21 protein-coding genes and 1 other annotated feature are annotated in these 21,253 nt (G+C 65.7%); of the genes, 8 read left to right on the forward strand and 13 right to left on the reverse strand.

Going from position 1 to position 21,253, the window contains the following annotated elements; translation table 11 throughout:
- Positions 1–14: 14 nt before the first annotated feature.
- Genes EV283_RS11355 through EV283_RS11365 form a run of 3 tightly spaced genes read right to left on the reverse strand, consistent with a single transcriptional unit; the run spans position 15 to position 3,369 of the window.
- The gene (locus EV283_RS11355; RefSeq protein ID WP_242615925.1) at positions 15–863 is read right to left on the reverse strand and encodes a histidine kinase; all 849 of its coding nucleotides are present in this window, start codon (positions 861–863) and stop codon (positions 15–17) included.
- Positions 764–1,477, reverse strand: coding sequence for a TadE/TadG family type IV pilus assembly protein (locus EV283_RS11360; protein ID WP_242615926.1), 714 nt, complete (start codon positions 1,475–1,477; stop codon positions 764–766). The genes EV283_RS11355 and EV283_RS11360 overlap by 100 nt, the downstream gene beginning before the upstream one ends.
- Positions 1,369–3,369 carry a TadE/TadG family type IV pilus assembly protein gene (locus tag EV283_RS11365; protein WP_130325435.1) on the reverse strand — a complete coding sequence of 667 codons (2,001 nt, stop codon included), beginning with the start codon at positions 3,367–3,369 and terminating at the stop codon, positions 1,369–1,371. The genes EV283_RS11360 and EV283_RS11365 overlap by 109 nt, the downstream gene beginning before the upstream one ends.
- A 154-nt stretch (positions 3,370–3,523) precedes the next feature.
- Between EV283_RS11365 and EV283_RS11370 the strand changes: the two genes are divergently transcribed.
- Both EV283_RS11370 and EV283_RS11375 read left to right on the forward strand, forming a co-directional pair.
- Positions 3,524–4,177 (forward strand): squalene/phytoene synthase family protein, encoded by a 654-nt coding sequence (locus EV283_RS11370; protein ID WP_130325437.1) that lies wholly within the window; start codon positions 3,524–3,526, stop codon positions 4,175–4,177.
- Between the two features lie 80 nt (positions 4,178–4,257).
- Positions 4,258–4,728: an EF-hand domain-containing protein gene (locus EV283_RS11375; RefSeq protein ID WP_130325439.1), complete on the forward strand. Its 471-nt coding sequence runs from the start codon at positions 4,258–4,260 to the stop codon at positions 4,726–4,728.
- Here the strand turns inward: EV283_RS11375 and trmFO are convergent.
- Positions 4,664–6,031 (reverse strand): methylenetetrahydrofolate--tRNA-(uracil(54)-C(5))-methyltransferase (FADH(2)-oxidizing) TrmFO, encoded by a 1,368-nt coding sequence (gene trmFO / locus EV283_RS11380; protein ID WP_130325441.1) that lies wholly within the window; start codon positions 6,029–6,031, stop codon positions 4,664–4,666. The genes EV283_RS11375 and trmFO overlap by 65 nt on opposite strands.
- Before the next feature lie 59 nt (positions 6,032–6,090).
- Between trmFO and EV283_RS11385 the strand changes: the two genes are divergently transcribed.
- The 5 genes from EV283_RS11385 to EV283_RS11405 all read left to right on the forward strand — a co-directional run bounded on the left by EV283_RS11385 (position 6,091) and on the right by EV283_RS11405 (position 12,117).
- Entirely contained in the window at positions 6,091–6,522 is a 432-nt protein-coding gene (locus tag EV283_RS11385; RefSeq protein ID WP_130325443.1) for a DUF488 domain-containing protein, read from the forward strand.
- Positions 6,523–6,872: 350 nt separating this feature from the next.
- Positions 6,873–6,928: a sequence feature (sul1 is cis-regulatory element that is thought to sense ions involved in sulfur or methionine metabolism; They are found in Alphaproteobacteria), on the forward strand.
- A gap of 69 nt (positions 6,929–6,997) precedes the next feature.
- Complete coding sequence (locus tag EV283_RS11390; protein WP_130325445.1) at positions 6,998–8,476, forward strand: SulP family inorganic anion transporter; 1,479 nt, start codon at positions 6,998–7,000, stop codon at positions 8,474–8,476.
- 70 nt (positions 8,477–8,546) lie between these two features.
- A complete protein-coding gene (gene cysD, locus EV283_RS11395; protein ID WP_056414927.1) occupies positions 8,547–9,473 on the forward strand; it encodes a sulfate adenylyltransferase subunit CysD in 927 nt (308 codons plus the stop codon).
- Entirely contained in the window at positions 9,473–11,386 is a 1,914-nt protein-coding gene (gene cysN / locus EV283_RS11400; RefSeq protein ID WP_130325447.1) for a sulfate adenylyltransferase subunit CysN, read from the forward strand. Before cysD ends, cysN begins: the two co-directional genes overlap by 1 nt.
- Positions 11,387–11,391: 5 nt before the next feature.
- On the forward strand, positions 11,392–12,117 hold the full coding sequence (locus EV283_RS11405) for a 3'(2'),5'-bisphosphate nucleotidase CysQ (protein WP_130326078.1): 726 nt from the start codon (positions 11,392–11,394) through the stop codon (positions 12,115–12,117).
- A gap of 127 nt (positions 12,118–12,244) precedes the next feature.
- Here the strand turns inward: EV283_RS11405 and EV283_RS11410 are convergent, their stop codons facing one another.
- The 9 genes from EV283_RS11410 to EV283_RS11450 form a co-directional block, all read right to left on the reverse strand.
- Complete coding sequence (locus tag EV283_RS11410; RefSeq protein ID WP_130325449.1) at positions 12,245–12,586, reverse strand: hypothetical protein; 342 nt, start codon at positions 12,584–12,586, stop codon at positions 12,245–12,247.
- Positions 12,587–12,597: 11 nt separating this feature from the next.
- Complete coding sequence (locus EV283_RS11415) at positions 12,598–14,052, reverse strand: L,D-transpeptidase family protein (protein WP_130326080.1); 1,455 nt, start codon at positions 14,050–14,052, stop codon at positions 12,598–12,600.
- A 144-nt stretch (positions 14,053–14,196) separates the two neighbouring features.
- Positions 14,197–15,012 carry an RNA methyltransferase gene (locus tag EV283_RS11420; protein ID WP_130325451.1) on the reverse strand — a complete coding sequence of 272 codons (816 nt, stop codon included), beginning with the start codon at positions 15,010–15,012 and terminating at the stop codon, positions 14,197–14,199.
- 95 nt (positions 15,013–15,107) lie between these two features.
- Positions 15,108–15,383 carry an HPr family phosphocarrier protein gene (locus EV283_RS11425; RefSeq protein WP_130325453.1) on the reverse strand — a complete coding sequence of 92 codons (276 nt, stop codon included), beginning with the start codon at positions 15,381–15,383 and terminating at the stop codon, positions 15,108–15,110.
- Positions 15,380–15,787 (reverse strand): PTS sugar transporter subunit IIA, encoded by a 408-nt coding sequence (locus EV283_RS11430; RefSeq protein ID WP_056414941.1) that lies wholly within the window; start codon positions 15,785–15,787, stop codon positions 15,380–15,382. The genes EV283_RS11425 and EV283_RS11430 overlap by 4 nt, the downstream gene beginning before the upstream one ends.
- 15 nt (positions 15,788–15,802) lie before the next feature.
- Positions 15,803–16,717 carry an RNase adapter RapZ gene (rapZ, locus tag EV283_RS11435; RefSeq protein ID WP_056414943.1) on the reverse strand — a complete coding sequence of 305 codons (915 nt, stop codon included), beginning with the start codon at positions 16,715–16,717 and terminating at the stop codon, positions 15,803–15,805.
- Positions 16,714–17,145, reverse strand: a complete 432-nt coding sequence (locus tag EV283_RS11440; protein WP_130325455.1) for an aldolase — start codon at positions 17,143–17,145, stop codon at positions 16,714–16,716. Before EV283_RS11440 ends, rapZ begins: the two co-directional genes overlap by 4 nt.
- Before the next feature lie 9 nt (positions 17,146–17,154).
- Positions 17,155–18,738, reverse strand: a complete 1,584-nt coding sequence (locus tag EV283_RS11445; RefSeq protein WP_130325457.1) for a stimulus-sensing domain-containing protein — start codon at positions 18,736–18,738, stop codon at positions 17,155–17,157.
- Complete coding sequence (locus tag EV283_RS11450) at positions 18,707–19,414, reverse strand: response regulator transcription factor (RefSeq protein ID WP_056414953.1); 708 nt, start codon at positions 19,412–19,414, stop codon at positions 18,707–18,709. Before EV283_RS11450 ends, EV283_RS11445 begins: the two co-directional genes overlap by 32 nt.
- Before the next feature lie 192 nt (positions 19,415–19,606).
- Here EV283_RS11450 and EV283_RS11455 point away from each other — a divergent pair, with 192 nt between their 5' ends.
- A complete protein-coding gene (locus tag EV283_RS11455; protein WP_242615927.1) occupies positions 19,607–21,232 on the forward strand; it encodes a phosphoenolpyruvate carboxykinase in 1,626 nt (541 codons plus the stop codon).
- Positions 21,233–21,253: the final 21 nt, after the last annotated feature.

Below are 21,253 nucleotides of genomic sequence, written 5' to 3' on the forward strand. Positions count from 1 at the left end.
GTGCCGGGCCCCCGTCAGGCCGTATATTTGTCGCACGTAGACCGGGTTGCGTTACCCGGATTCCGGATCTGCGTAAAATCCCGGCTGTCGCGGACGATGAACGACGCGATGTAATGCAGACGCTTCGGCCCGGTCAGCCAGTTCGGCGCGATCGGCTGATACTGATAGTTCACCTCGACGAACATCACGCCCGAATTGAGCGGCGACGTCACTTTCGCGCCGGTGTCACCCATCCCGGCATCCGCGCCCTTGCCCGTACTGACATCGGTGCCCTGGTTCGCAGGAAGAGCGTCGGTGCCGTCCGTTGCCTTCGTGGTGCCGTAACTCGAATCATAGCCGGCCCCCTTCATCAGACCAAAGCAGCGCTGCCAGTGGATGCGCTGCGTGCCCGATGCGTTCTCAAGGCTGGAAACGATGACGCGGCCATATTTTGACAGATTGATTCTGTTGCCCTGCAACCGCGAGGCCTGCAGCACGTCGTTCATGTCGACCTCGCGCAATTGCATGGTGCTCAGCGTCGACGCGATCCCGACGCGCGATGCATTGTCGGCAAGGTTGAGTGCGATCTGGCTGACACGCAGGTTCGCCAGCGCAAGGTTGGCGGTTTCCACGCCGAACAGGCCGAGCGACAGCACGAGCGGGAGCCCGAGCGCGAACTCCATCAGGGCCAGTCCGCTACGGTCGGACCGCAATCGACGCGTCGTACGCGACATGGCGCGCGAGACCGAAGCGACGGCCGCGATCGGGAAGGGGGCCTTCGTCATCACTTGCAACTTCCGTTCGCGCTTACCTGCACCTTTTGCGAGTCGTAGGGCTGGTTTTTCAGCAACGTGGTCGACGCGATGCTCATCGTCGAAGGCCATCCCATCAGCCTGGCGACCGGGAATAGGCGCGGATAGGTGACCGTCATCGTATATTGCGTCACATCCTCGGCACCGCCTTGGCCTGTCACGCCGGGATCGAGATCCCATGTGCCATTGCCGTTGATGTCGGTAAAATTCTCGCCGTTGTTGCAGATATTGTCCGCGTTCTTGTCGACGAACTCTTCGGGCTTTATCGATTGAAAGGTGGAGTAGCTTTTGCGGCTGGCCTGGTAGGTGGCGTCCGGTGCGACGATCTTGACCATCGCCCAGACCTGCTGATCGAACGTCGCGGCGTTCGCGGCGCCACCCTCGATGGCGGAATCACGGGCGGCCTTTTGCAACGCGCCATCGAGGATCGATTGGGCGTAGATCTGGTGCAGCAGGTCGAACGCGCCCATCAGCAGGACCATCAGGACGGGCACGACGATCGCGAATTCGATGATCGTCGCCCCGCGCCGATCGCCGCGGATCCGGGCGAACGCACTGCGGCGATGGCGGGGGCGGGTCATTTCGACAGACGCAATCGGGCAACCTGCTGCGCAATCCGGACGAACGCCGCAGACAGATCGTCGCCATCGGTCGTCGCCAGCGCCTGATCCGAGGTCGTCGCGCATTGCTTCATTTCCGCGGTGGCTGCGGGGGCGATCGAGACCGTCCAGACGTCGATCTGCATATCCTGTGCCTTCGCGCATTCCGCGAGGAGGCGGGCATTATGATACGCCTTCTGATTGCTGAGATCGCCGCCGGTGACCCGATTGTCGTAATATTCCATTGCATACATGCCGTAGGAATTGGGCGACGGCGACATGTCACCATCGGTGAGGAAGACGAGCACCTTGTTCGTCGCGCCGCGTCCCGGCCATGGCGCATTATCTGAAGCGAAGATTCCCTTCGTCGAGAGCATCCGCGTTCCCCAGATCATCCCGGCATCGTGATAGGTGCCGCCGAGTGGGACGAAATCCGTTGCGTTGACATAGCCTTGGACTTGAGACTTGGTCATCGTCGTCAGTCGCTGGACGGGTTTGCCGCACGCAACCCACCCCCCTTTCTGCTTGGCCTGCGAGTTCATCTTCTCCCAAAGACCAGTGTCGCCGCCATTGTCGTTTACCGTGATCGAATTGGTGGTGTAATTGTAATAGGTCGTGTTCCAGTATCTATAGCTCGAGAACCGTTCATACTCGACATCGGGCCAGAGCGGACGCCAGCGCGTGTCGTCGTTGCTGGGGACGAGATCCGGATCGAGATCGGCGGGCAGGCTGCTGGTGTTGAACGTCATCGTCTTCGGGGTCGTGACGCGTTCTTCGATGCATCCCAGCCACGCGGTGGTCGAACCGTTGATATCGGTAGGATCCGTGACCGTTCCGCCGGCGACATAGCCGGTGACATCCATCGGATAGGCCTGATAGGTCCAGACCGCACTGACCGACTGCGTCGACGTCGTGCATCTCGACGTGCCGGAATTCCAGTATCGCGTCGCCACCGACGCGCGACGCGTGCCGGGATCATAGGCGTAGGGCTGGCTCGTCGTACCCGCCGGGGTGCGCGTGACCGTCGGGTTCGCGGCCGTTGGACAGTTTTTCGCGTTCGTGTTGTCCGTCGTCACGACGGGATTGCCCTCGTTGTTGTCGGCGGTCACCTTGCGGGACTGATACGTCCAGACGGACGCCGCCCCGGGCCCGCCGAGCAAATAGCCGGTCGATTTGGCCTGTACGGCCGCACCGGCGTTGACGCTGGAACTGTAGGTCACGAAACCGTAGCGGACATGCGTCGTCGACTGGATGTTCGACGCCATGGTGTCGTAGAAGTCGACGACAGCCTTGCGCAACGCGGCTATCCGCGATCCGTTTTTCTCGGGTACCGAATAGCCCGTCGTGCCGGCATAGCCCGCAACCTGATCCAGACCCGCATAGCCCGATGAACTGTCCGCCGCCTGTTTGGACGGTCGCGTATAGCTGTTGTTGCCGGCCGACCCCACATAGCTGCTGCAAGCGCTGTCGCTGTCGGACGGCAGACAGGCCATCGATCCCGTCGTATCGAGCACGAACAGTACATCGGTATCCGCGACGTCGTAGCGCGCCTCGCATGCAACGTTGAGCGTGACGTTCGGCGCGGCAAAGATCTTCATGATCGTCATCGGCACGACGACGACGGCGGTGCCTGCGACCCGGTTCTCGGTCGTCTTCACCGGCGTAAAGTTCGCACTGACCGTCCCCATCCAGCCAGTGCGGAGGTTGTTCGCAAAGAAAACCTTGGCTTGGGTGGTGGCGTTCGCATCAAGTGTGGTGTTCGTGCTGTCGGTCATGAACTTGCGACCGGCAAGCACGCCCGCGTCGCACGCCTGCTGCATGCGGCTCTTGACCACGTACAATCGCGCCATGTCGATCGCGGAACCGGCGATCGCGCAGAGAGGGATCATCGCCGCGGCCATGATCGCGAGCGTGTTCCCCTTCGTGTCGCGACGCAGGCGCCCCAATAGTCCGCCTGCGGTCGCCAAACTACTTCGCATCCTGGGTTCCCGTATCGACCATGTGATGATCCACCGCGTGGCCATGGACGATGACCCCGTAAGCCTGGATCAAGAAAGATGGTTACGTGCCTGGTAACACTTGCGGCCGAGGATACGGGTTATCCTCGACGCCAGGCTCGGCTATCCGCAGGTGATGACCCGCGACCCTGCCGACTTTGCCCTCGCCATCACCTATGCGCCGCCTGCGGTTCGCCCCGCGCTCGAGGCACTGTTCGCGCTCGACGAAACGCTGGGGAAGATCCTGCGCACGACGCGCGAGCCGCTGGTCGGGCAGATGCGGCTGACATGGTGGTACGAGGCGCTGGGGCGGCTCGATGGCGCGCCGGCGCCCGCGGAGCCGGTGTTGACCGCGCTGCAAGCCCTCGTGCTGCCGGCGGGCGTATCGGGGGCGATGCTCTCCGCGTTGACCGATGGGTGGGACGCTTTGCTGGAGCCGGCGCTCGACGCTGCGGCCATGGACCGGTTTGCGCGTGACAGGGGGCGGCGGTTGTTCGAGTTGGCCGGCACGCTTCTGTCGGTGCAGGATCCGCGGATCGGGCTGGCGGGCGAGGGCTGGGCGCTGGCCGATCTGTCGCAGCGGCTGAGCGACGCACCTGGCCGGTCGCTGGCGCGCACGCGGGCGATCGAGGCGCTCGACGCGGCGGTGCGCGGCCGGTGGCCGAGCGGCGCTCGGGTGCTGGGGGCGTTGGCGCTGTCGGCGCGGTTCGACCTTTCGGCGTCGCCAACGCTGCCAGGCAGCCCGAAGCGGGTCGGGCGGTTGGCATGGCACAGATTGACCGGATACTGACCAATCGGATGGGGATCGTCGCGTCGGAGGTCTAGCGTGTGCGCTTGGCAGGTGAGCTTGGCAGGCGGGGGGCGGCTTCAATGTGGCGATATCTGGCGGGCGGCACGGCGGTGATCGCGTTGATCGTTGCGGGGTTCATGATCTTCAGCGGGAAAGCACGGCCGGGGCCGTTGCTGCCGGCGCAACCCGTAGCGCAGATCGGGGGCGCGGCGATCGCCAGCGATCCGCTGCCCGATGCGGCCCCCGAAGCGACCGACAAGACGCGTGAGCAGAAGCGCTTCGATCGCTACGACAAGGACCGCGATGCCAAGATCACGCGCGAGGAATATCTCCTGCAGCGGCGCAAGGCCTATGCCCGGCTCGACGTGAATGGCGACGGGACGCTGTCGTTCGACGAATGGGCGGTGAAGGCGACGACCAAGTTCGCCGATGCGGATCGCGACAAATCCGGCGCGATGACCGCCCCGGAATTTGCCACGACGGCGATCAAGCGGAAGGGGCCATTTCGGGCGAAATGTCCGCAGGCTCAGGCTGTTGCTGAGGAGAGTTGAGCCACTGTACGAGCGCTGCGCGACCGCGATCGGTGTACATCTTCTTTCGGTCGGTCTTCTTGGTCCGGCCGGGGATCGGCGGGAACAGCCCGAAATTGACGTTCATCGGCTGATAGGTCTCGGCCTCCGCACCGCCGGTGATGTGGCCGAGCAACGCGCCGAGCGCGGTCGCATAGGGTGGCGGCGTCAGCGTCTTGCCGGTCAGTTCGGCCGCGGCGAACAACCCTGCGAGCATGCCGATCCCGCAGCTTTCGATATAGCCCTCGCAGCCGGTGATCTGGCCAGCGAAACGGATGTTCGGGCGCGACTTCAACCGCAGCGTCTCGTCGAGCAACTCCGGCGAGCGAATGAACGTGTTGCGGTGCAGCCCACCCAGCCGCGCGAACTCGGCGTTCTCCAGGCCGGGGATGGTGCGGAACAGGCGGACCTGGTCGGCGTGCTTGAGCTTGGTCTGGAAGCCGACGATGTTCCAGAGCGTGCCCTGCGCATTGTCCTGCCGAAGCTGGACGACCGCGTGCGGCCAGCGCCCGGTCTTGGGGTTGTCGAGCCCGACCGGCTTCATCGGGCCGTAGCGCAGCGTGTCGACGCCGCGTTCCGCCATCACCTCGATCGGCATGCAGCCGTCGAAATAGGGCGTGTCCTTCTCCCAGTCCTTGAACGGGGTCTTCTCGCCATCGACCAGACCCTGGTGGAAGGCGAGATACTGGTCCTTGTCCATCGGGCAGTTGATGTAGTCCTTGCCCTCGCCCTTGTCCCAGCGCGAGGCGAACCACGCCGTGTCCATGTCGATCGAGTCGCGGTGCACGATCGGCGCGAGCGCGTCGAAAAAGGCGAGCGCCTCGCGCCCGGTCTCCGCGCCGATGCCGGCGGCGAGCGAGGCGGCGGTGAGCGGGCCCGTGGCGACGATCGTCGGGCCGTCGGGCAGCGCGTCGATGCGTTCGCGGACCAGCGTGATGTTCGGGTGCCGGTCGATCGCCTCGGTCACGCTGTTCGAGAAATTGTCGCGATCGACCGCGAGCGCGGAGCCGGCGGGGACGCGGTGGATGTCCGCCTGGCGCATGATCAACGAGCCGAGCGTCCGCAGTTCCTGGTGGAGCAGGCCGACCGCGTTACTCTCGGCATCGTCCGAGCGGAAGCTGTTCGAGCAGACAAGTTCGGCAAGGCCGTCGGTCTGGTGCGCGGGCGTGGCTTCACCGCTGCCGCGCATTTCGGAGAGGCGCACCTTGAGGCCGGCCTCGGCAAGCTGCCAGGCGGCTTCGGAACCGGCGAGGCCGCCGCCGATAACATGGATATCGTGGGTCATTCCGGTCAGATAGCGCGGGACGCTTGTCCTGTCAGGCCCGCAATCCCACTTCGCATGGCATGAAGATCTTCACGATCGGCTATGAAGCCACCACGATGACGGACTTTCTCGCGGCGCTGACGCGGGCCGGGGTGGAGCGCGTGATCGACGTCCGCGCGCTCCCTTTGTCGCGGCGGCCGGGGTTCTCTAAGACCTCGCTTGCGGCGTCTCTGCGGGAGGCGGGGATCGATTACGCGCATCTCAAGGCGCTGGGTACGCCGAAGCGCGGGCGCGATGCAGCGAAGAAAGGCGACGTCGCGACCTTGACTGCGGTATACGACGAACAGCTAGAACTCCCCGAGGCACAGGCGCAGGCGGCGATCATGCTGGGGCTCGCCGCGGAGAAGCCGAGTGCGTTGCTCTGCTATGAGCGCGATCCGTGCCACTGCCACCGGACGTTGTTGCTGCAGGCGGTGGGCGAGGGGGCCGAGGTCGTGGATTTGTTCACGTGAGCCTACCCACCTCCCGTCATCCTGACGAACGTCAGGACCCAGAGCCAAGAGCGACGCGTCCCGTAACTCTGGATCCTGACTTTCGTCAGGATGACGGACGGTTGGACGAGGCTTCCCCTACGATGAAAAGACGTCGCTGATGCAGGTGGTGGGTGAGGGCGCCGAGGTTGTGGATGGGTTCAGCGAGTCGCGCTCCCCTTCCGTCATCCTGACGAAAGTCAGGATACAGAGGCAGGAGCGGCATGTCCTGTAACCCTGGGTCCAGACTTGCGTCAGGATGACGTAGGGCTGGAAGAGGCTCCAAGCGATGTTGCAATGCAGCACTAGCGGCGCTAAGTAGTGCGTACTCGCTTGGACCCGGTGCAATTCCGGGTGGCTATTCCGGCCGCCGATCCGCCGGACAACGCACCGACGCCTTTACTACAGAACCGCCCGCGCATTCGCCGCGGTTCTCGCGTCCTTTGCGGATACACATATGACATCACTTTCTCGTTATCGGGCCGAATGGTTCAGCGGCCCGACGGCTGCGCGCCGTGACGTTCTCGCCGGCATGGTGGGCACGTTCGCGTTGATTCCCGAAGTCATCGCCTTCTCCTTCGTCGCCGGAATCGATCCCGAGGTCGGCCTGTTCGCCTCCTTCGTGATCGGCATCGTCATCGCCTTTGCCGGCGGACGCCCGGCTATGATCTCCGGCGCGGCCGGCTCGGTCGCGCTCGTCGCCGCCGCGCTCGTTCACGCACACGGGCTGCAATATCTGCTCGTCGCGACGATGCTCGCGGGCGTCCTCCAGATCGCGTTCGGGCTCGGCAAGCTCGACGTGCTAATGCGGTTCGTCTCGAAGTCGGTCCATGCCGGCTTCGTCAACGCGCTCGCGATCCTGATCTTCTCGGCGCAGGTGCCGCAGATGGTCGGCGTCAGCTGGCAGGCCTATGCGATGATCGCCGGCGGTCTCGCGATCATCTATCTCATGCCGCGCATCTCCAGCGCGATCCCGTCGCCGCTGATCTGCATCGTCGTGCTGACCGCGATCGCGATGTGGTTCCCGATGCCGCTCAAGACGGTCGGCGATCTTGGCCGATTGCCGGATTCGCTGCCGTCGTTCGGCCTGCCCGACGTCCCGCTGTCGTGGGACACGCTGCGGATCGTCGCGCCCTATGCCTTCGCGATGGCAGCGGTCGGGCTGCTCGAATCGATGATGACCGCGAGCGTGGTCGACGAACTGACCGAAACAACCAGTTCTAAGGCGCGCGAATGCACCGGGCTGGGCCTTGCCAACATCGCGGCGGGCGCGTTCGGCGGGATCGCCGGGTGCGGGATGATCGGCCAGACGGTCGGCAACGTCCGCTATGGCGGCACCGGGCGAATCTCGACGATGGTCGCGGGCGTGTTCCTGCTCGTCGTCATGGTGCCGCTGCGGCCGTGGGTCGCGCAGGTGCCCGTCGCAGCGCTTGTCGCGATCATGATCATGGTGTCGATCAGCACCTTCTCCTGGGGCTCGCTGCGCGATCTTGCGCGGCACCCGAAGATGTCGAGCGTGGTAATGGTCGCCACCGTCGTCGTCACCGTCGCGACGCACGATCTGTCGCTCGGCGTCGGCGTCGGCGTCTTGCTCAGCGGCGTGTTCTTCGCGTGGAAGGTCACGCGGCTGATGAACGTCGAGATCGACCATGACGTGGCAAGCGACACGCGTATCTACCGGGTAAGCGGCCAGATCTTCTTTGCCAGCGCCGATATCTTCGCCGATCGCTTCGACCTGCGCGAGACCGCGCGCGCCGTCCGGATCGACCTGACCGCCGCGCATCTCTGGGACGTCACCGCAGTGGCGGCATTGCAGGACGTGGTCGCCAAGCTGCGCCGCCATGGCCGCGAGGTCGAGGTGATCGGCCTCAATGCCGCCAGTACGACGCTGGTTGATCGGCATGCCCCGCTGATGATGGATCCGGCGGAGGGGTGATGCCCGATCTTGGGGGCGGGCGAGAAATACGATGCTGTACGCGCCGCCCCGACCCCCTACGTTCAAGGGGATGACGAATTCTTCACAAACGCCGCCCGTGTCGCTCACGCATCTCCAGCGGCTCGAGGCGGAGAGCATCCATATCCTGCGCGAGGTGGTCGCCGAGTGCGAGCGGCCGGTGATGCTGTACAGCGTCGGCAAGGACTCCGCGGTGATGCTGCATCTCGCGCGCAAGGCCTTCTACCCGTCGCCGCCGCCATTCCCGCTGCTCCACGTCGATACGACGTGGAAGTTCAAGGCGATGTACGACTTGCGTGACCGGATGGCGGCGGAGAGCGGCATGGAGCTGCTCGTCTACAAGAACCCGGAGGCCGAGGCGCGCGGGATCAATCCGTTCGATCACGGCGCGCTGCACACTGATATGTGGAAGACCGAGGGGCTGAAGCAGGCGCTCGACCTGCACGGGTTCGATGCGGCGTTCGGCGGTGCGCGCCGCGACGAGGAGAAGAGCCGCGCGAAGGAACGCGTCTTCTCGTTCCGCGCCGCGCATCACCGCTGGGATCCCAAGCAGCAGCGCCCCGAATTGTGGAACCTCTACAATGCGCGCAAGGCGAAGGGCGAGAGCATCCGCGTGTTCCCGATCTCGAACTGGACCGAGCTCGACGTCTGGCAATATATCCAGCTCGAGGACATCCCAATCGTCCCGCTCTATTTCGCGGCGCCGCGACCGACCGTCGAGCGCGACGGGATGCTGCTGATGGTCGACGACGATCGCTTCCGGCTTGAGCCGGGCGAGGTGCCGGTCGAACGCTCGATCCGCTTCCGCACGCTCGGCTGCTACCCGCTGACGGGCGCGGTCGAGAGCGAAGCCGCAAGCCTGTCTTCGGTGATCCAGGAGATGCTGCTGACCACCACCAGCGAACGCCAGGGTCGCGCGATCGACCGCGATGCGGGTTCGGCGAGCATGGAGAAGAAGAAGCAGGAGGGCTATTTCTGATGGCAACGCGCGCGCACGAGTCCGCCTATCAGGTGCAGGACATCATCGCCGAGGATATCGACGCCTATCTGCTCCAGCATCAGCACAAGAGCCTGTTGCGGTTCATCACCTGCGGATCGGTAGACGACGGAAAATCGACGCTTATTGGGCGGTTGCTGTACGATTCTAAGATGATCTTCGAGGATCAGCTCGCCGCGCTAGAGAGCGATTCCAAGAAGGTCGGCACGCAAGGCGGCGAGATCGACTTTGCGCTGCTGGTCGACGGGCTTGCCGCCGAGCGCGAGCAGGGCATCACGATCGACGTCGCCTACCGCTATTTCTCGACCGAGAAGCGCAAGTTCATCGTCGCCGATACGCCGGGGCATGAGCAATATACGCGCAACATGATCACCGGCGCGTCGACCGCGGACCTCGCGGTGATCCTGGTCGATGCGCGTAAGGGCATCCTGACGCAAACGAAGCGGCACAGCTATCTCGCGCATCTGATCGGCATCCGGCACCTCGTGCTCGCGGTGAACAAGATGGACCTTATCGGCTACGATCAGGCAACCTACGACCGGATTGTTGCGGACTATGCGGGGTTTGCGGAGTCGATCGGGATCGCGGCGTTCACGCCGATGCCGATCTCCGGGTTCAAGGGCGACAACATCACGACGTCGAGCGCGCAGACGCCCTGGTATGACGGGCCGACGTTGATCGACCATCTCGACACGGTGACGCTCGACGTCAGCGAGGATCAGGCGGGCGCGTTACGGATGCCCGTCCAGTGGGTGAACCGCCCCAATCTCGACTTCCGCGGATTCTCGGGGCTGGTCGCGAGCGGATCGATCGCGCCGGGCGATGCGGTCCGCGTGCTGCCGGGCGGCCGTACGTCGACGATCGCGCGCGTCGTCGCGTTCGGTGGCGACCTGCCGCGCGCGGTGGCGGGGCAATCGGTGACGGTGACGCTGGCGGACGAGATCGACTGTTCGCGCGGCGACGTGATCGTCGCCGCGGACTCGCCGCCCGAGGCGGCCGATCAGTTCGAGGCGACGATCGTATGGATGGCCGATGACGCCATGCTGCCAGGGCGTCCCTATTGGCTGAAGCTCGCGACGCAGACCGTGACGGCGACCGTTCAGCAGCCGAAATACCAGATCAATGTCAACACGATGGAGCGGCTTGCTGCCAAGACGCTCGAACTGAACGCGATCGGTGTCGGCAACCTCTCGACCGACCGGCCGCTGGTGTTCGAGCCCTATGCCGACAACCGTCAGCTCGGCGGCTTCATCCTCGTCGACAAGATCACCAATGCGACGGTCGCGGCAGGGATGCTGCACTTCTCGCTCCGGCGCGCGCAGAACGTCCATTGGCAGGCGACCGATATCGGCCGCGAGGCGCATGCCAGCCTGAAGAACCAGAAGGCGGCGGTGCTGTGGTTCACCGGGCTGTCGGGCGCGGGCAAGTCGACGATCGCCAACAGGGTCGAGATGAAGCTCGCGCGGATGAACCGGCATACGTTCCTGCTCGACGGCGATAATGTCCGCCACGGGCTGAACCGCGACCTGGGCTTTACCGATGCCGACCGCGTGGAGAATATCCGCCGCGTGGGTGAGGTCGCCAAGCTGATGACCGATGCCGGGCTGATCGTGATCACCGCGTTCATCTCGCCGTTCCGCGCCGAACGCGAGATGGTCCGGCAGATGATGGCCCCCGGCGAGTTCATCGAGGTGCATATCGATACGCCGCTGGCGGAGGCCGAACGGCGCGACGTGAAGGGGCTGTATGCCAAGGCGCGCGCGGGCAAGCTCGCCAACTTCACCGGGATCGACTCCCCCTATGAGGCGCCGGCGAACCCGGAGATCCGGATCGATACGACGGGTATGACCCCCGACGAAGCAGCCGATGCGATCGTCGCGATGCTAATTCCATGAGCGCGATGACGGACGGCGAACTCGCCGCGCATCTGGCGGAGACGGCAGGGCGGTTGCTGCTCGAAGTGCGGCGGTCGGGCGTGTTCTCGCCCGGTGCGCTTGGCAAGGCGGGTGACGAGACGGCCAACGCGTTTCTCGTCCATGCGCTGCAGGAGGCACGGCCGGCGGACGGGCTGCTTTCCGAGGAGCGTCGGTGCGACGGGACGCGAACCGAGATGTCGCGCGTGTGGATCGTCGATCCGGTCGACGGCACGCGCGAATATGGCGAGGCGCGCGACGACTGGGCGGTGCATGTCGCGCTCGCGATCGACGGTGTCGCGACAGTCGGCGCGGTTGCGTTGCCGGGGTTGGGGTTAGTGCTGCGTTCCGACCAGCCCGCACCAGTGCCACCGCCGGCTGATCCGCTGCGGATGGTCGTCAGCCGGACCCGCCCTGCGCCCGAGGCGGTGAAGGTCGCCGGGGCACTAGGCGCAAAGTTGATCCCGATGGGGTCGGCGGGCGCGAAGGCGATGGCGGTGGTGCGCGGCGAGGCGGATATCTACCTGCACTCGGGCGGGCAATATGAGTGGGATTCCGCCGCGCCGGTCGCGGTCGCGGCGGCATTCGGACTGCATTGCAGCCGGATCGACGGGTCGCCGCTCGTGTATAATTGTCGGGATGTCTACATGCCCGATTTGCTGATCTGCCCGGTCGAACTTCGCGACCGGGTGATGGCAGCGATGGCAGCGTAAACTTCGATCCTCCCCCGCCAGGGGGAGGTGACGGAGGGGGGAGGACACGGAACGCAGGTTCCCGTACCGCCCCCTCCGACACTCCGCGCCACCTCCCCCTGGCGGGGGAGGATAGCAACCGTTCGCCTTACTGCTGCGGCTCGGCTTCGGCTTCGTTCTCGGCGGGTGCCTCGTCCCGCGTTACGCGCGCGGTCATGCCCGTTGCATCGGCATCGTCGAGCATCTGCTCGTCCGGCGCGACCGGCTTTTCGCGCGGCGGCTCGACCACCGCTGGTGCAGGCGGTGGCGTCTCGACCGGCGCTGCCTCGACCGGGGCAGGGGCCGCCTCGGTTTCGGTCACGCCGGTATCCTCGACCATGTTGACGTCCGTTGGCGGCTGTTCGGGCTCCGAGCGCGAGCAGCCTGCCAGTGCCATTGCGGCGAGCAGGCCGCCGGCGATGGCAGTACGGGTACGGGTGGAAATCGTCATGTCGGATACTCTCAACGAGCGGCGAGCGTCTGGCGTGCGGTGCGCGCCTCGATCTTGGACGCGAGGATGCCGTCCCAGTCATAGGGATCGGCGCGGAAGTTCATCTGGCCGTTGCCGCTGGCAAAGGCGGTCCAGTAGAGCAGATAGACCGACACCGGTTTGGTCAGGCGGGCACGGACCGTGTCGCCCTTGGCGACCGCGGCGTCGACCAGCTCGGGTGTCCAAGCGGGATCGCCCTTGAGCAGCAGGTCGGCAAGTTCGCCCGGCTTTTCAAGGCGTACGCAGCCATGGCTCGAAAGCCGGCTGAAGCTGGCGAACTTGGCGCGGCTCGGCGTGTCGTGGAGATACACCGAATAGTCGTTGGCGAAATCGAACTTGAAGCGGCCGAGCGCGCTCTGGTCGCCGGCCTGTTGCTGGAGCCGCGTCCCGTCGATCACCTTGAAGCCGTTGCGCTTCAGATAGCCGGGGTTCGCCTTCTCCTTGGGCCACAATTCCTTTGTCGCGATCGAGGTCGGCACGTTCCAGGGCGGATTGATGACGATGCTGTGGATCGTCGACGACAGCATTGGCGTTTCGTCGCCAGGCCGCCCGGTGACTGCGCGCATCGACTGGACGGGCGTGTCGCCGTCGAACACGGTAAGCACAGCCGCGGCGATGTTCACCTGGATACGGTCGCGCGGCAGGTCCTGCGGCAGCCAGCGCCAGCGCTCCATGTTCGCCATGATCTGCCGCACGCGATCGGTCGCCGAGACGTTGAGCGCGGCGAGCGTCTGCGTCGAGACGATGCCGCTCGGGTTGAGCCCGTAGCGGCGCTGCGCACGACGGACCGCATCGAGCAGCGCGGTGTCGAACGTGTCACCGCTGGTCGAGACGTCCTTGTCCTCGGCAGAGAGACGCTTGCGCAGCGCGAGCACGCGCGCGCCGCTCGCGCCGATCGTGAAATCGGGACCCGAGGCGAGTGGCGACCAGCCCCCCGCAGCCGCGATCGAGCGGTAGGTCTGAAGACCCTTTCGCAGGCCATCATAGCCCGCATAGGGGGGCGGCAACGATGCGAACCACGCCGCGATGCGATCGAGGCGGACCGCGTCGGCGAACGCCGGGGTCGGATCGTAGGTCGGCGGGCGCAGGCCCCAATCCTTCTGGAAATCACTCTCGCTGAGACGACCCGCATGGACAGCGCGCGCATGGTCGAGCGCGGCGCGAACGAGTTCCTGCTTGGTCGGCGCGGTGGTCGACGCGGTCGCGGCGGACTTGAGGCCCTGCGCGACGATGTCGCCGTTGAGCAGCTTGTCGAGCAGCGTTGCCTGTGCATCGCTCAGCGGCGGCACGGTGATGACCGGCGGCGCAAGCGTCGGCACAGCCATGGGCACGGTCGGCGTCACCACCGGCGGGGTGACCTGTTGTGCGAACACCGGCGTCGCCATCAGCAGTGGCGTCGCGGCAGCCGCGATCGCCGACCGGATCATGCCGGTCTTCACTCGTCCATCGTCCAAACCGCGCGCCATACTCATCCTGTCTTACCGTAACTCGCCGACGCTATTGCACGTCGCAGCTCTCCCTTAGCTGAACCGGAGTCGCTAAGCATCGCCAATCGGGCCCATTTCGTTGGTTCAGGCCGACGCGGTTGATTTTTCCTGCCGGGCCAGCACTTCATAGGCCATCACCGCCGTCGCGACGGCGGCGTTCAGGCTGTCCGCCTTGCCGAGCATCGGGATCTTGACGAGCACGTCGCACGCCTCAGCCATCTCGGGCGGCATGCCCTGCGCTTCGTTGCCCGTGAGCAGGAAGGTCGGGCCGGTATAGGTGGCGGCGCGGTAATCGGTATCGGTGTCGAGGCTCAGGCCGACCAACTGGCCGGGGCCGGCGCGCAGCCAGCTCTGGAACGGTTCCCACTCGGTCTTCACGACCGGGATCGTGAAGAGCGCGCCCATGCTCGCGCGGACCGCTTCGACCGAGAAGGGATCGACCGACTCGCCGATCAGGATGAGGCCGCCCGCGCCGACCGCATCGCCGGTGCGCAGGATCGTGCCGAGATTGCCGGGATCGCGAAGCCGTTCGGCGACGAGCCAGATGCCAGCGCTGGCACGATCGAGATCCTCGAGCGTCGCGTCGAATTCGTCGAACACGCCGACCACCGCCTGGGGGTTATCCTTGCCCGACAGTTTGGAGAGAATGTCGGGCGTGGTCTGGATCGACTCGCCGCCGGCGTCCTCGACGTCCATCGACAGCGCGTGGACGAGCGGGTGGTTTGCGCTGGCCGCGGCGTAGAACAGCGTGCGGGGGAGGCGGCCGGTCTCGCGCGCCTCTGTCAGGATACGGAGGCCCTCGGCGAGGAACTGCCTGGCGGTGCGCCGATGCCGCTTGTCGCGCAGGTCGCGGACATATTTGATCAGCGGGTTCGAAAAGGCGGTTATCTCGCGCGGCATCTAGGCCTGCGTCCGCGTGGCATTTGGTTTTGTAAGCACGCGGTCGCTCATGCCCTTACGCGCTCCCGCCCGCAAGCGGCAGCGGCGCATGACGTTCAATCCTCGCCGAACTTCGCCTCGACCAGTTCGGCAAGGGCGGTGACCGTATGCTCGGCACCATCGCCGTTCGCGCTGATCGTGATCGCGTCGCCCATCGCCGCGCCCAGCATCATCAGCCCCATGATCGACGTGCCGGTCACGTGATCCGACCCGTCCTTCGTCACGCGGACCTCGACCGGATGCGACGATGCGAGCGTGACGAACTTGGCGCTGGCACGGGCATGGAGCCCGCGGCGATTGGTGATCTGGACGGTGCGCGTCACCTCGCTCATGCCGCCGCCTCGCCGAGAACCTCGGACGCCACCGAAATATATTTGCGACCCGCCTCACGTGCCGCCGCGACGGCTGCGACGACGGTCATCGATTTGCGCGCCGAGCCGAGTCGGATCAGCATGGGGAGGTTCATGCCCGCGATGACCTCGATCCGGCCGCGCTCCATCAGCGAAATCGCGAGATTGGAGGGGGTACCGCCGAACAGGTCGGTCAGCACGATCACGCCGTTCCCGACATCGACATCCTTGATCGCGGCCGCGATGTCCGCGCGGCGCTCCTCCATGTCGTCATCGGGACCGATCGCGATCGGGGCCACGCGTTCCTGCGGGCCGACGACGTGGATCATCGCGCGAACAAATTCTTCGGCCAATCGACCGTGCGTTACCAGAACAAGGCCGATCATGTCAGCGTTTCATACTCATAAGACGACCGGTGACCCTTCGAGAGCATCTTGCGGAGCGGCCCCCAGGTCGCGGTGTGCAATAGTGGGGGAAAATCCCGCGTCGTGCAACCGCCGCGCCACCCGTTCGGCGACGTGGACAGACCGGTGTCTCCCTCCGGTACACCCGAACGCCACCGTCACATACGACTTGCCTTCCGCACGGTAGCGCGGGAGCAGCAGCATCAGCAGCTCCTCGATCCGGCTGACCGCCGCCTCATAGGCCGGGTCGTCCATGATATAGGCAGACACATCGGCATCGAGCCCGGTGCCGGGGCGCAGCGCGGCGTCCCAGTGCGGGTTGCGCAGGAACCGCATGTCGAACACGAGGTCCGCGTTGCGCGGCAGGCCGCGCGCGAAACCGAACGAGCGGATCGACAAGGTCGGTTCGCCCAATTCGCCACCGGCAAAGCTCGCGCGGATCTGTTGCGCCAGCTCGTTCGCCGCCATGTCGGTGGTGTCGATCAGCCGGTTCGCCCAATCCCGAAGCGGGGCAAGCAGTTCGCGCTCACGGCCGATGCCGTCGTTCGCCGGACGATCGAGCGCGAGCGGATGGCGTCGGCGCGTTTCTGAATAGCGCCGTTCGAGTTCGGCGCCCGAGCAATCGAGGAACAACATCCCGATCTCGAGCCCGTGGCGGTCGCGCAAATCGCGGATGCGGCGGACGATGCGCTCCGGGTCGAAGTCGCGGGTCCGGGCGCCGATGCCGATCGCCAGAGGCTGCGAATCACCTGTCGATCCTTCCGGCAGCGGTGCATCGAGCAGCCGGTCGAGCAGCAGCAGCGGCAGGTTGTCGACAACCTCCCAGCCGAGATCCTCGAGCGTCTTCAACACGGTCGACTTGCCGGCACCCGACATGCCGGTGACGAGCAAGATGTCCTTGGGACGGGTCATTCCAGTGGCTCCGGATTACGCAATGCGAGTTCGACCTTGATCGGTGCGGAGGCTTCGAACGGGTCGACCGCGAACTGGCGGACGTCGATCCCGGCGATTTTTCGCGCGCGGCGTTCGGGCATCCGCTCCACCGCACCGTCGACGCAGACTAGCAGGCCAACCGGCACGTCGTCGACATGCGCAAAGCCGAGAATGCCGATCCCGCGCACCTCGAGCCGCCCCGCGATCGTCGCCGGCGCCCGTGCGCGCAGCGTCTTGCCCGCGCGCATGACCAGCGTCTGATCGTCGCTGACGAGCGTGGCACCGCGATCGATGAGGCGCAACGCGAGGTCGGACTTGCCCGATCCCGATCGGCCTTCGATCAACACGGCGAGCCCGTCGATCGCGACCGTGGTCGCGTGGAGCCTATCAGAGGAGGGGATGGCCACGTACGGTCCTTACAACGGGAGATCGGCGAGCGGTAGTCGGACGACGAAGCGCGCGCCATCGATCCGGTCCTCGCGCGATTCGACGAAGATCGCGCCCTGGTGTCCGTCGACGATCGTCCGCGCGATCGCGAGGCCCAGCCCGGAATGCTGACCGAACGTCTCGCTGTCCGGGCGCACCGAGTGGAACCGCTTGAATACGTCTTCGCGCGCATCCTCGGGAACGCCGGGGCCTTCGTCCTCGACGCGGATAACGAGGTCATCGCCCTGACTGTTCGCGGAGATCGCGATCACGCCCGATTCGGGGGAGAAGGACAGCGCGTTGTCGATCAGGTTCTCGAACACGCGTTCGAGGCGTGCGCCTTCGCCGAGCACAATCATGCGGTCGTCGGGGTTGCGGTCGAACCGCAACCGGATGCCGCGCTCGACCCCGCGCGCGTCGCGCTGTGCGACCAGCCCTTGGAGCATCGCCGCGATATCGACGGGCTCGAACTTGGCGCGGCTGAGCTGTGCGTCGAGCCGCGAGGCTTCGGATATGTCGGACAGCAGGCGATCGAGCCGGTGGACATCGTCGCGGACGATCGCGAGCAGCTGCGCCTGGAGCGCGGGGTCCTGCACGCGCGACAACCCCTCGACCGCGGACCGGAGCGAGGCGAGGGGGTTCTTCATTTCGTGCGTGACGTCGGCGGCAAAGGCCTCGGTCGCATCGATCCGCGCCCTGAGCGCCAGGCTCATGTCGGAGAGCGCGCGTGCGAGCATGCCGAGCTCATCGCGGCGCGAGGGCAGCCGCGGCACCACGACCTCGCGCGCGCGTCCCAAGCGGACGCGGACCGCAGCGCGGGCGAGGCGGCGGAGTGGGCGTACGATCGTCCGTGCCAGGAATAGCGAGAGCAGGATCGAGACGATCGACACGCCGAGCAGCACCATGCTGAGCCGGAAGCGCTCGATCCGCACCGTCTTGGTGATGTCGCGCGCGTTGACCGTCGTCATCACCACGCCGCCCGCGCGGAGCGGCGCTGCGGCGGTAATCACCGGCGTCCGATCTGGCGCGCGCCACACCGTGGTCGCGACGACGCCCTGCGCACGCGCGGCAGCGACGTCGGGCCATTGCTGGCCGTCGGCGCGCTCGCGGTAGAGCGGCGGGCGCGGCGCCATCACGACGATGTCGATCGCCGCGTCGAGGAATCGCGCGATCACCTGGTCACGGTCTTCCTTGTCGGGGTCTTGCAGCACGAAATTGCGCAGGCCGAGCGCGCGGCTGTCGACCATCGTGCCGCCGCGCGCGTCGAACAACCGGATCCGCGACCCGGTGTCCGACGCGAGCCGTACCACCAACGGATTACGCAGCGCCGGGTCGACCGCCGCGATCGCCTCGCCGATCAGCCGCGCCTCGCGTGCGGTCTGCGCGACCCGGCTGTCGACGATCCGGCTGCGATAGGAATCGAGGTAGAAGAACCCGCCCGCGAGCAGCAGCAACGCGAAGATGTTGACCGCCAGGATGCGCCGCGTGAGCGAGATCTGTCCCGACCAGCGCAGCGTGAGATCGCGACCATCGTCGCCAAGCTCATTCCTCAGAAAATCGATACCCGGCACCATATAAAGTCTCGATAGCGTCGAACGCGGGATCGACCTGCCTGAATTTGCGGCGCAGTCGTTTTATGTGGCTGTCGATGGTCCGGTCGTCGACATAGATATCGTCCTGATACGCCGCGTCCATCAGCTGGTTGCGCGTCTTGACGATACCCGGACGCTGCGCGAGTGTCTCCAGGATCATGAATTCGGTGACCGTCAGCGTGACCGGCTCGCCGCCCCACAGCGTACGATGCCGCGCGGGGTCCATGCTCAACCGACCGCGATCGAGCGGCCCTGCGGCCTCCGCCTCGGTCTCTGTGCCCGGCGAGTGCGCGAGCTCGGTCCGGCGCAGGATCGCGCGGATGCGGGCAATCAGCAGCCGCTGCGAGAAGGGCTTGGCGATGTAGTCGTCCGCGCCCATCGCGAGGCCCAGCGCCTCGTCGAGCTCGTCGTCCTTGCTGGTCAGGAAGATCACGGGGATCTGGCTCTTCTCTCGCAGGCGGCGGAGCAGTTCGAGGCCGTCCATGCGCGGCATCTTGATATCGAAGATCGCAAGATCGGGCGGGTTGTCGGTCAGCGCCTTGAGCGCGGTCTCGCCATCCGAATAGACTCGCGTGACGAAGCCTTCGGTCTGGAGCGCGATCGACACGGAGGTGAGGATGTTGCGGTCGTCGTCGACCAGCGCGATCGTTGCCGTCATGTTCGGGCCGTCATTCTCTGGGTCGCCTGCCTCGGTCGTTGGTGAGACGGGGTAGGGCAAACCGCGGCGGCACTCAACTGGGGCCGCTTCGGGACAGCGTTCCAGCGGTGCATTTGACCCGTGCTGGGCCGCCGCCTACATCCCCGATCAACGACATACATACGTATGCGAAAAATCATCTGGAGAGATGCCTTGCCCAACACCCCCGTATCCAACGCCCGTATTCCGTCTGGTGGCCTTGCCGCGCAGGGAATCGAAACCGGTGCCGCGCTCCACTGGAACCTGGTCACCGCGCAGCTCGTCGAGGCGGCACTCGAACGCGGCGAGGGCAGCCTGTCCGCGGACGGCCCGCTGGTCGTCGAGACGGGCGCGCATACCGGGCGATCCGCGCAGGACAAGTTCATCGTCCGCGACGCCGAGACCGAGGCGACGGTGTGGTGGGGCAAGAGCAACAAGGCGATGGAGCCGGCGCATTTTGCCGCGCTGAAGGAGGACTTCTTCGCCGCGCTGGCCGCGAAGGACGAGCTGTTCGTGCAGGACCTGTACGGCGGATCGCAGGCCGATCACCGTGTCACTGTCCGCGTCGTCACCGAACTGGCGTGGCACAATCTGTTCATCCGGACGATGCTGGTGCGGCCGGAAGAAGCGGCGCTGAAGGACTTCGTCGCGGACTATACGATCGTCGACCTGCCAAGCTTCCGCGCCGATCCCGCGCGCCATGGCTGCCGCAGCGAGACGGTGATCGCGGTAAACTTCACCGACAAGCTGATCCTGATCGGCGGCACCAAATATGCCGGCGAGATGAAGAAATCGGTGTTCGGCCTGCTCAACTATCTGCTGCCGCCGACCGGGGTGATGCCGATGCACTGCTCGGCGAACATGGGCGCGAACGGCGATACCGCGGTGTTCTTCGGGCTGTCGGGCACGGGCAAGACGACGCTGTCGGCCGATGCGAGCCGGACGCTGATCGGCGATGACGAGCATGGCTGGTCCGACACAGCGGTCTTCAATTTCGAGGGGGGCTGCTATGCGAAGATGATCCGGCTGTCCGAGGATGCCGAACCCGAGATCTTTGCGACGACCAAGCGGTTCGGGACGGTGCTCGAGAACGTCGTGATGGATCCGGAGACACGGCGGCTCGATCTGAACGACCACACGCTCGCCGAGAACAGCCGCGGCGCGTATCCGATCGACTTCATCCCCAATGCCTCGGCCGAGAATATGGGGCCGGTGCCGCGCAACATCGTGATGCTGACCGCGGACGCGTATGGCGTACTGCCGCCGATCGCCAAGCTGACGCCCGACCAGGCGATGTATCACTTCCTCTCGGGCTATACCGCGCGCGTCGCGGGCACCGAGATCGGCGTGACCGAGCCCGACGCGACCTTCTCGACCTGTTTCGGCGCGCCGTTCATGCCGCGCCATCCGTCGGTCTATGGCAATTTGCTGAAGGCGCGGATCGCCAAGGGCGGGGTGGATTGCTGGCTGGTCAATACCGGCTGGACCGGCGGCAAATACGGGGTCGGCAACCGCATGCCGATCAAGGCGACGCGGGCGTTGCTCAACGCGGCGCTCGATGGCAGCCTGAACGATGCCGAGTTCCGGACCGATCCGAATTTCGGGTTCAAGGTCCCGGTGAGTGTGCCGGGCGTCGACAGCGCGATCCTCGACCCGCGGGCGACCTGGGCGGATACGGACGCGTATGATGCGACGGCGGCGAAGCTGGTCGATCTGTTCGTGGAGAATTTCGCGCAGTTCGCCGAGCATGTTGACGAGGGTGTCCGGCAGGCTGCGCCCAAGGTTGGCGAGCCGGCGTAAACTCCTCTCCCCTTGGGGGAG

Origin of the sequence: Sphingomonas sp. BK036 (assembly GCF_004216825.1) — a bacterium.
GTDB lineage: Bacteria > Pseudomonadota > Alphaproteobacteria > Sphingomonadales > Sphingomonadaceae > Sphingomonas.

Coding starts and splice junctions, on each gene's coding strand:
- EV283_RS11355 (WP_242615925.1), bottom strand. CDS start 863: ATGGCCTTCGACGATGAGCATCGCGTCGACCACGTTGCTGAAAAACCA.
- EV283_RS11360 (WP_242615926.1), bottom strand. CDS start 1,477: ATGCGCGACGACCTCGGATCAGGCGCTGGCGACGACCGATGGCGACGA.
- EV283_RS11365 (WP_130325435.1), bottom strand. CDS start 3,369: ATGCGAAGTAGTTTGGCGACCGCAGGCGGACTATTGGGGCGCCTGCGT.
- EV283_RS11370 (WP_130325437.1), top strand. CDS start 3,524: ATGACCCGCGACCCTGCCGACTTTGCCCTCGCCATCACCTATGCGCCG.
- EV283_RS11375 (WP_130325439.1), top strand. CDS start 4,258: ATGTGGCGATATCTGGCGGGCGGCACGGCGGTGATCGCGTTGATCGTT.
- trmFO (WP_130325441.1), bottom strand. CDS start 6,031: ATGACCCACGATATCCATGTTATCGGCGGCGGCCTCGCCGGTTCCGAA.
- EV283_RS11385 (WP_130325443.1), top strand. CDS start 6,091: ATGAAGATCTTCACGATCGGCTATGAAGCCACCACGATGACGGACTTT.
- EV283_RS11390 (WP_130325445.1), top strand. CDS start 6,998: ATGACATCACTTTCTCGTTATCGGGCCGAATGGTTCAGCGGCCCGACG.
- cysD (WP_056414927.1), top strand. CDS start 8,547: ATGACGAATTCTTCACAAACGCCGCCCGTGTCGCTCACGCATCTCCAG.
- cysN (WP_130325447.1), top strand. CDS start 9,473: ATGGCAACGCGCGCGCACGAGTCCGCCTATCAGGTGCAGGACATCATC.
- EV283_RS11405 (WP_130326078.1), top strand. CDS start 11,392: ATGACGGACGGCGAACTCGCCGCGCATCTGGCGGAGACGGCAGGGCGG.
- EV283_RS11410 (WP_130325449.1), bottom strand. CDS start 12,586: ATGACGATTTCCACCCGTACCCGTACTGCCATCGCCGGCGGCCTGCTC.
- EV283_RS11415 (WP_130326080.1), bottom strand. CDS start 14,052: ATGATCCGGTCGGCGATCGCGGCTGCCGCGACGCCACTGCTGATGGCG.
- EV283_RS11420 (WP_130325451.1), bottom strand. CDS start 15,012: ATGCCGCGCGAGATAACCGCCTTTTCGAACCCGCTGATCAAATATGTC.
- EV283_RS11425 (WP_130325453.1), bottom strand. CDS start 15,383: ATGAGCGAGGTGACGCGCACCGTCCAGATCACCAATCGCCGCGGGCTC.
- EV283_RS11430 (WP_056414941.1), bottom strand. CDS start 15,787: ATGATCGGCCTTGTTCTGGTAACGCACGGTCGATTGGCCGAAGAATTT.
- rapZ (WP_056414943.1), bottom strand. CDS start 16,717: ATGACCCGTCCCAAGGACATCTTGCTCGTCACCGGCATGTCGGGTGCC.
- EV283_RS11445 (WP_130325457.1), bottom strand. CDS start 18,738: ATGGTGCCGGGTATCGATTTTCTGAGGAATGAGCTTGGCGACGATGGT.
- EV283_RS11450 (WP_056414953.1), bottom strand. CDS start 19,414: ATGACGGCAACGATCGCGCTGGTCGACGACGACCGCAACATCCTCACC.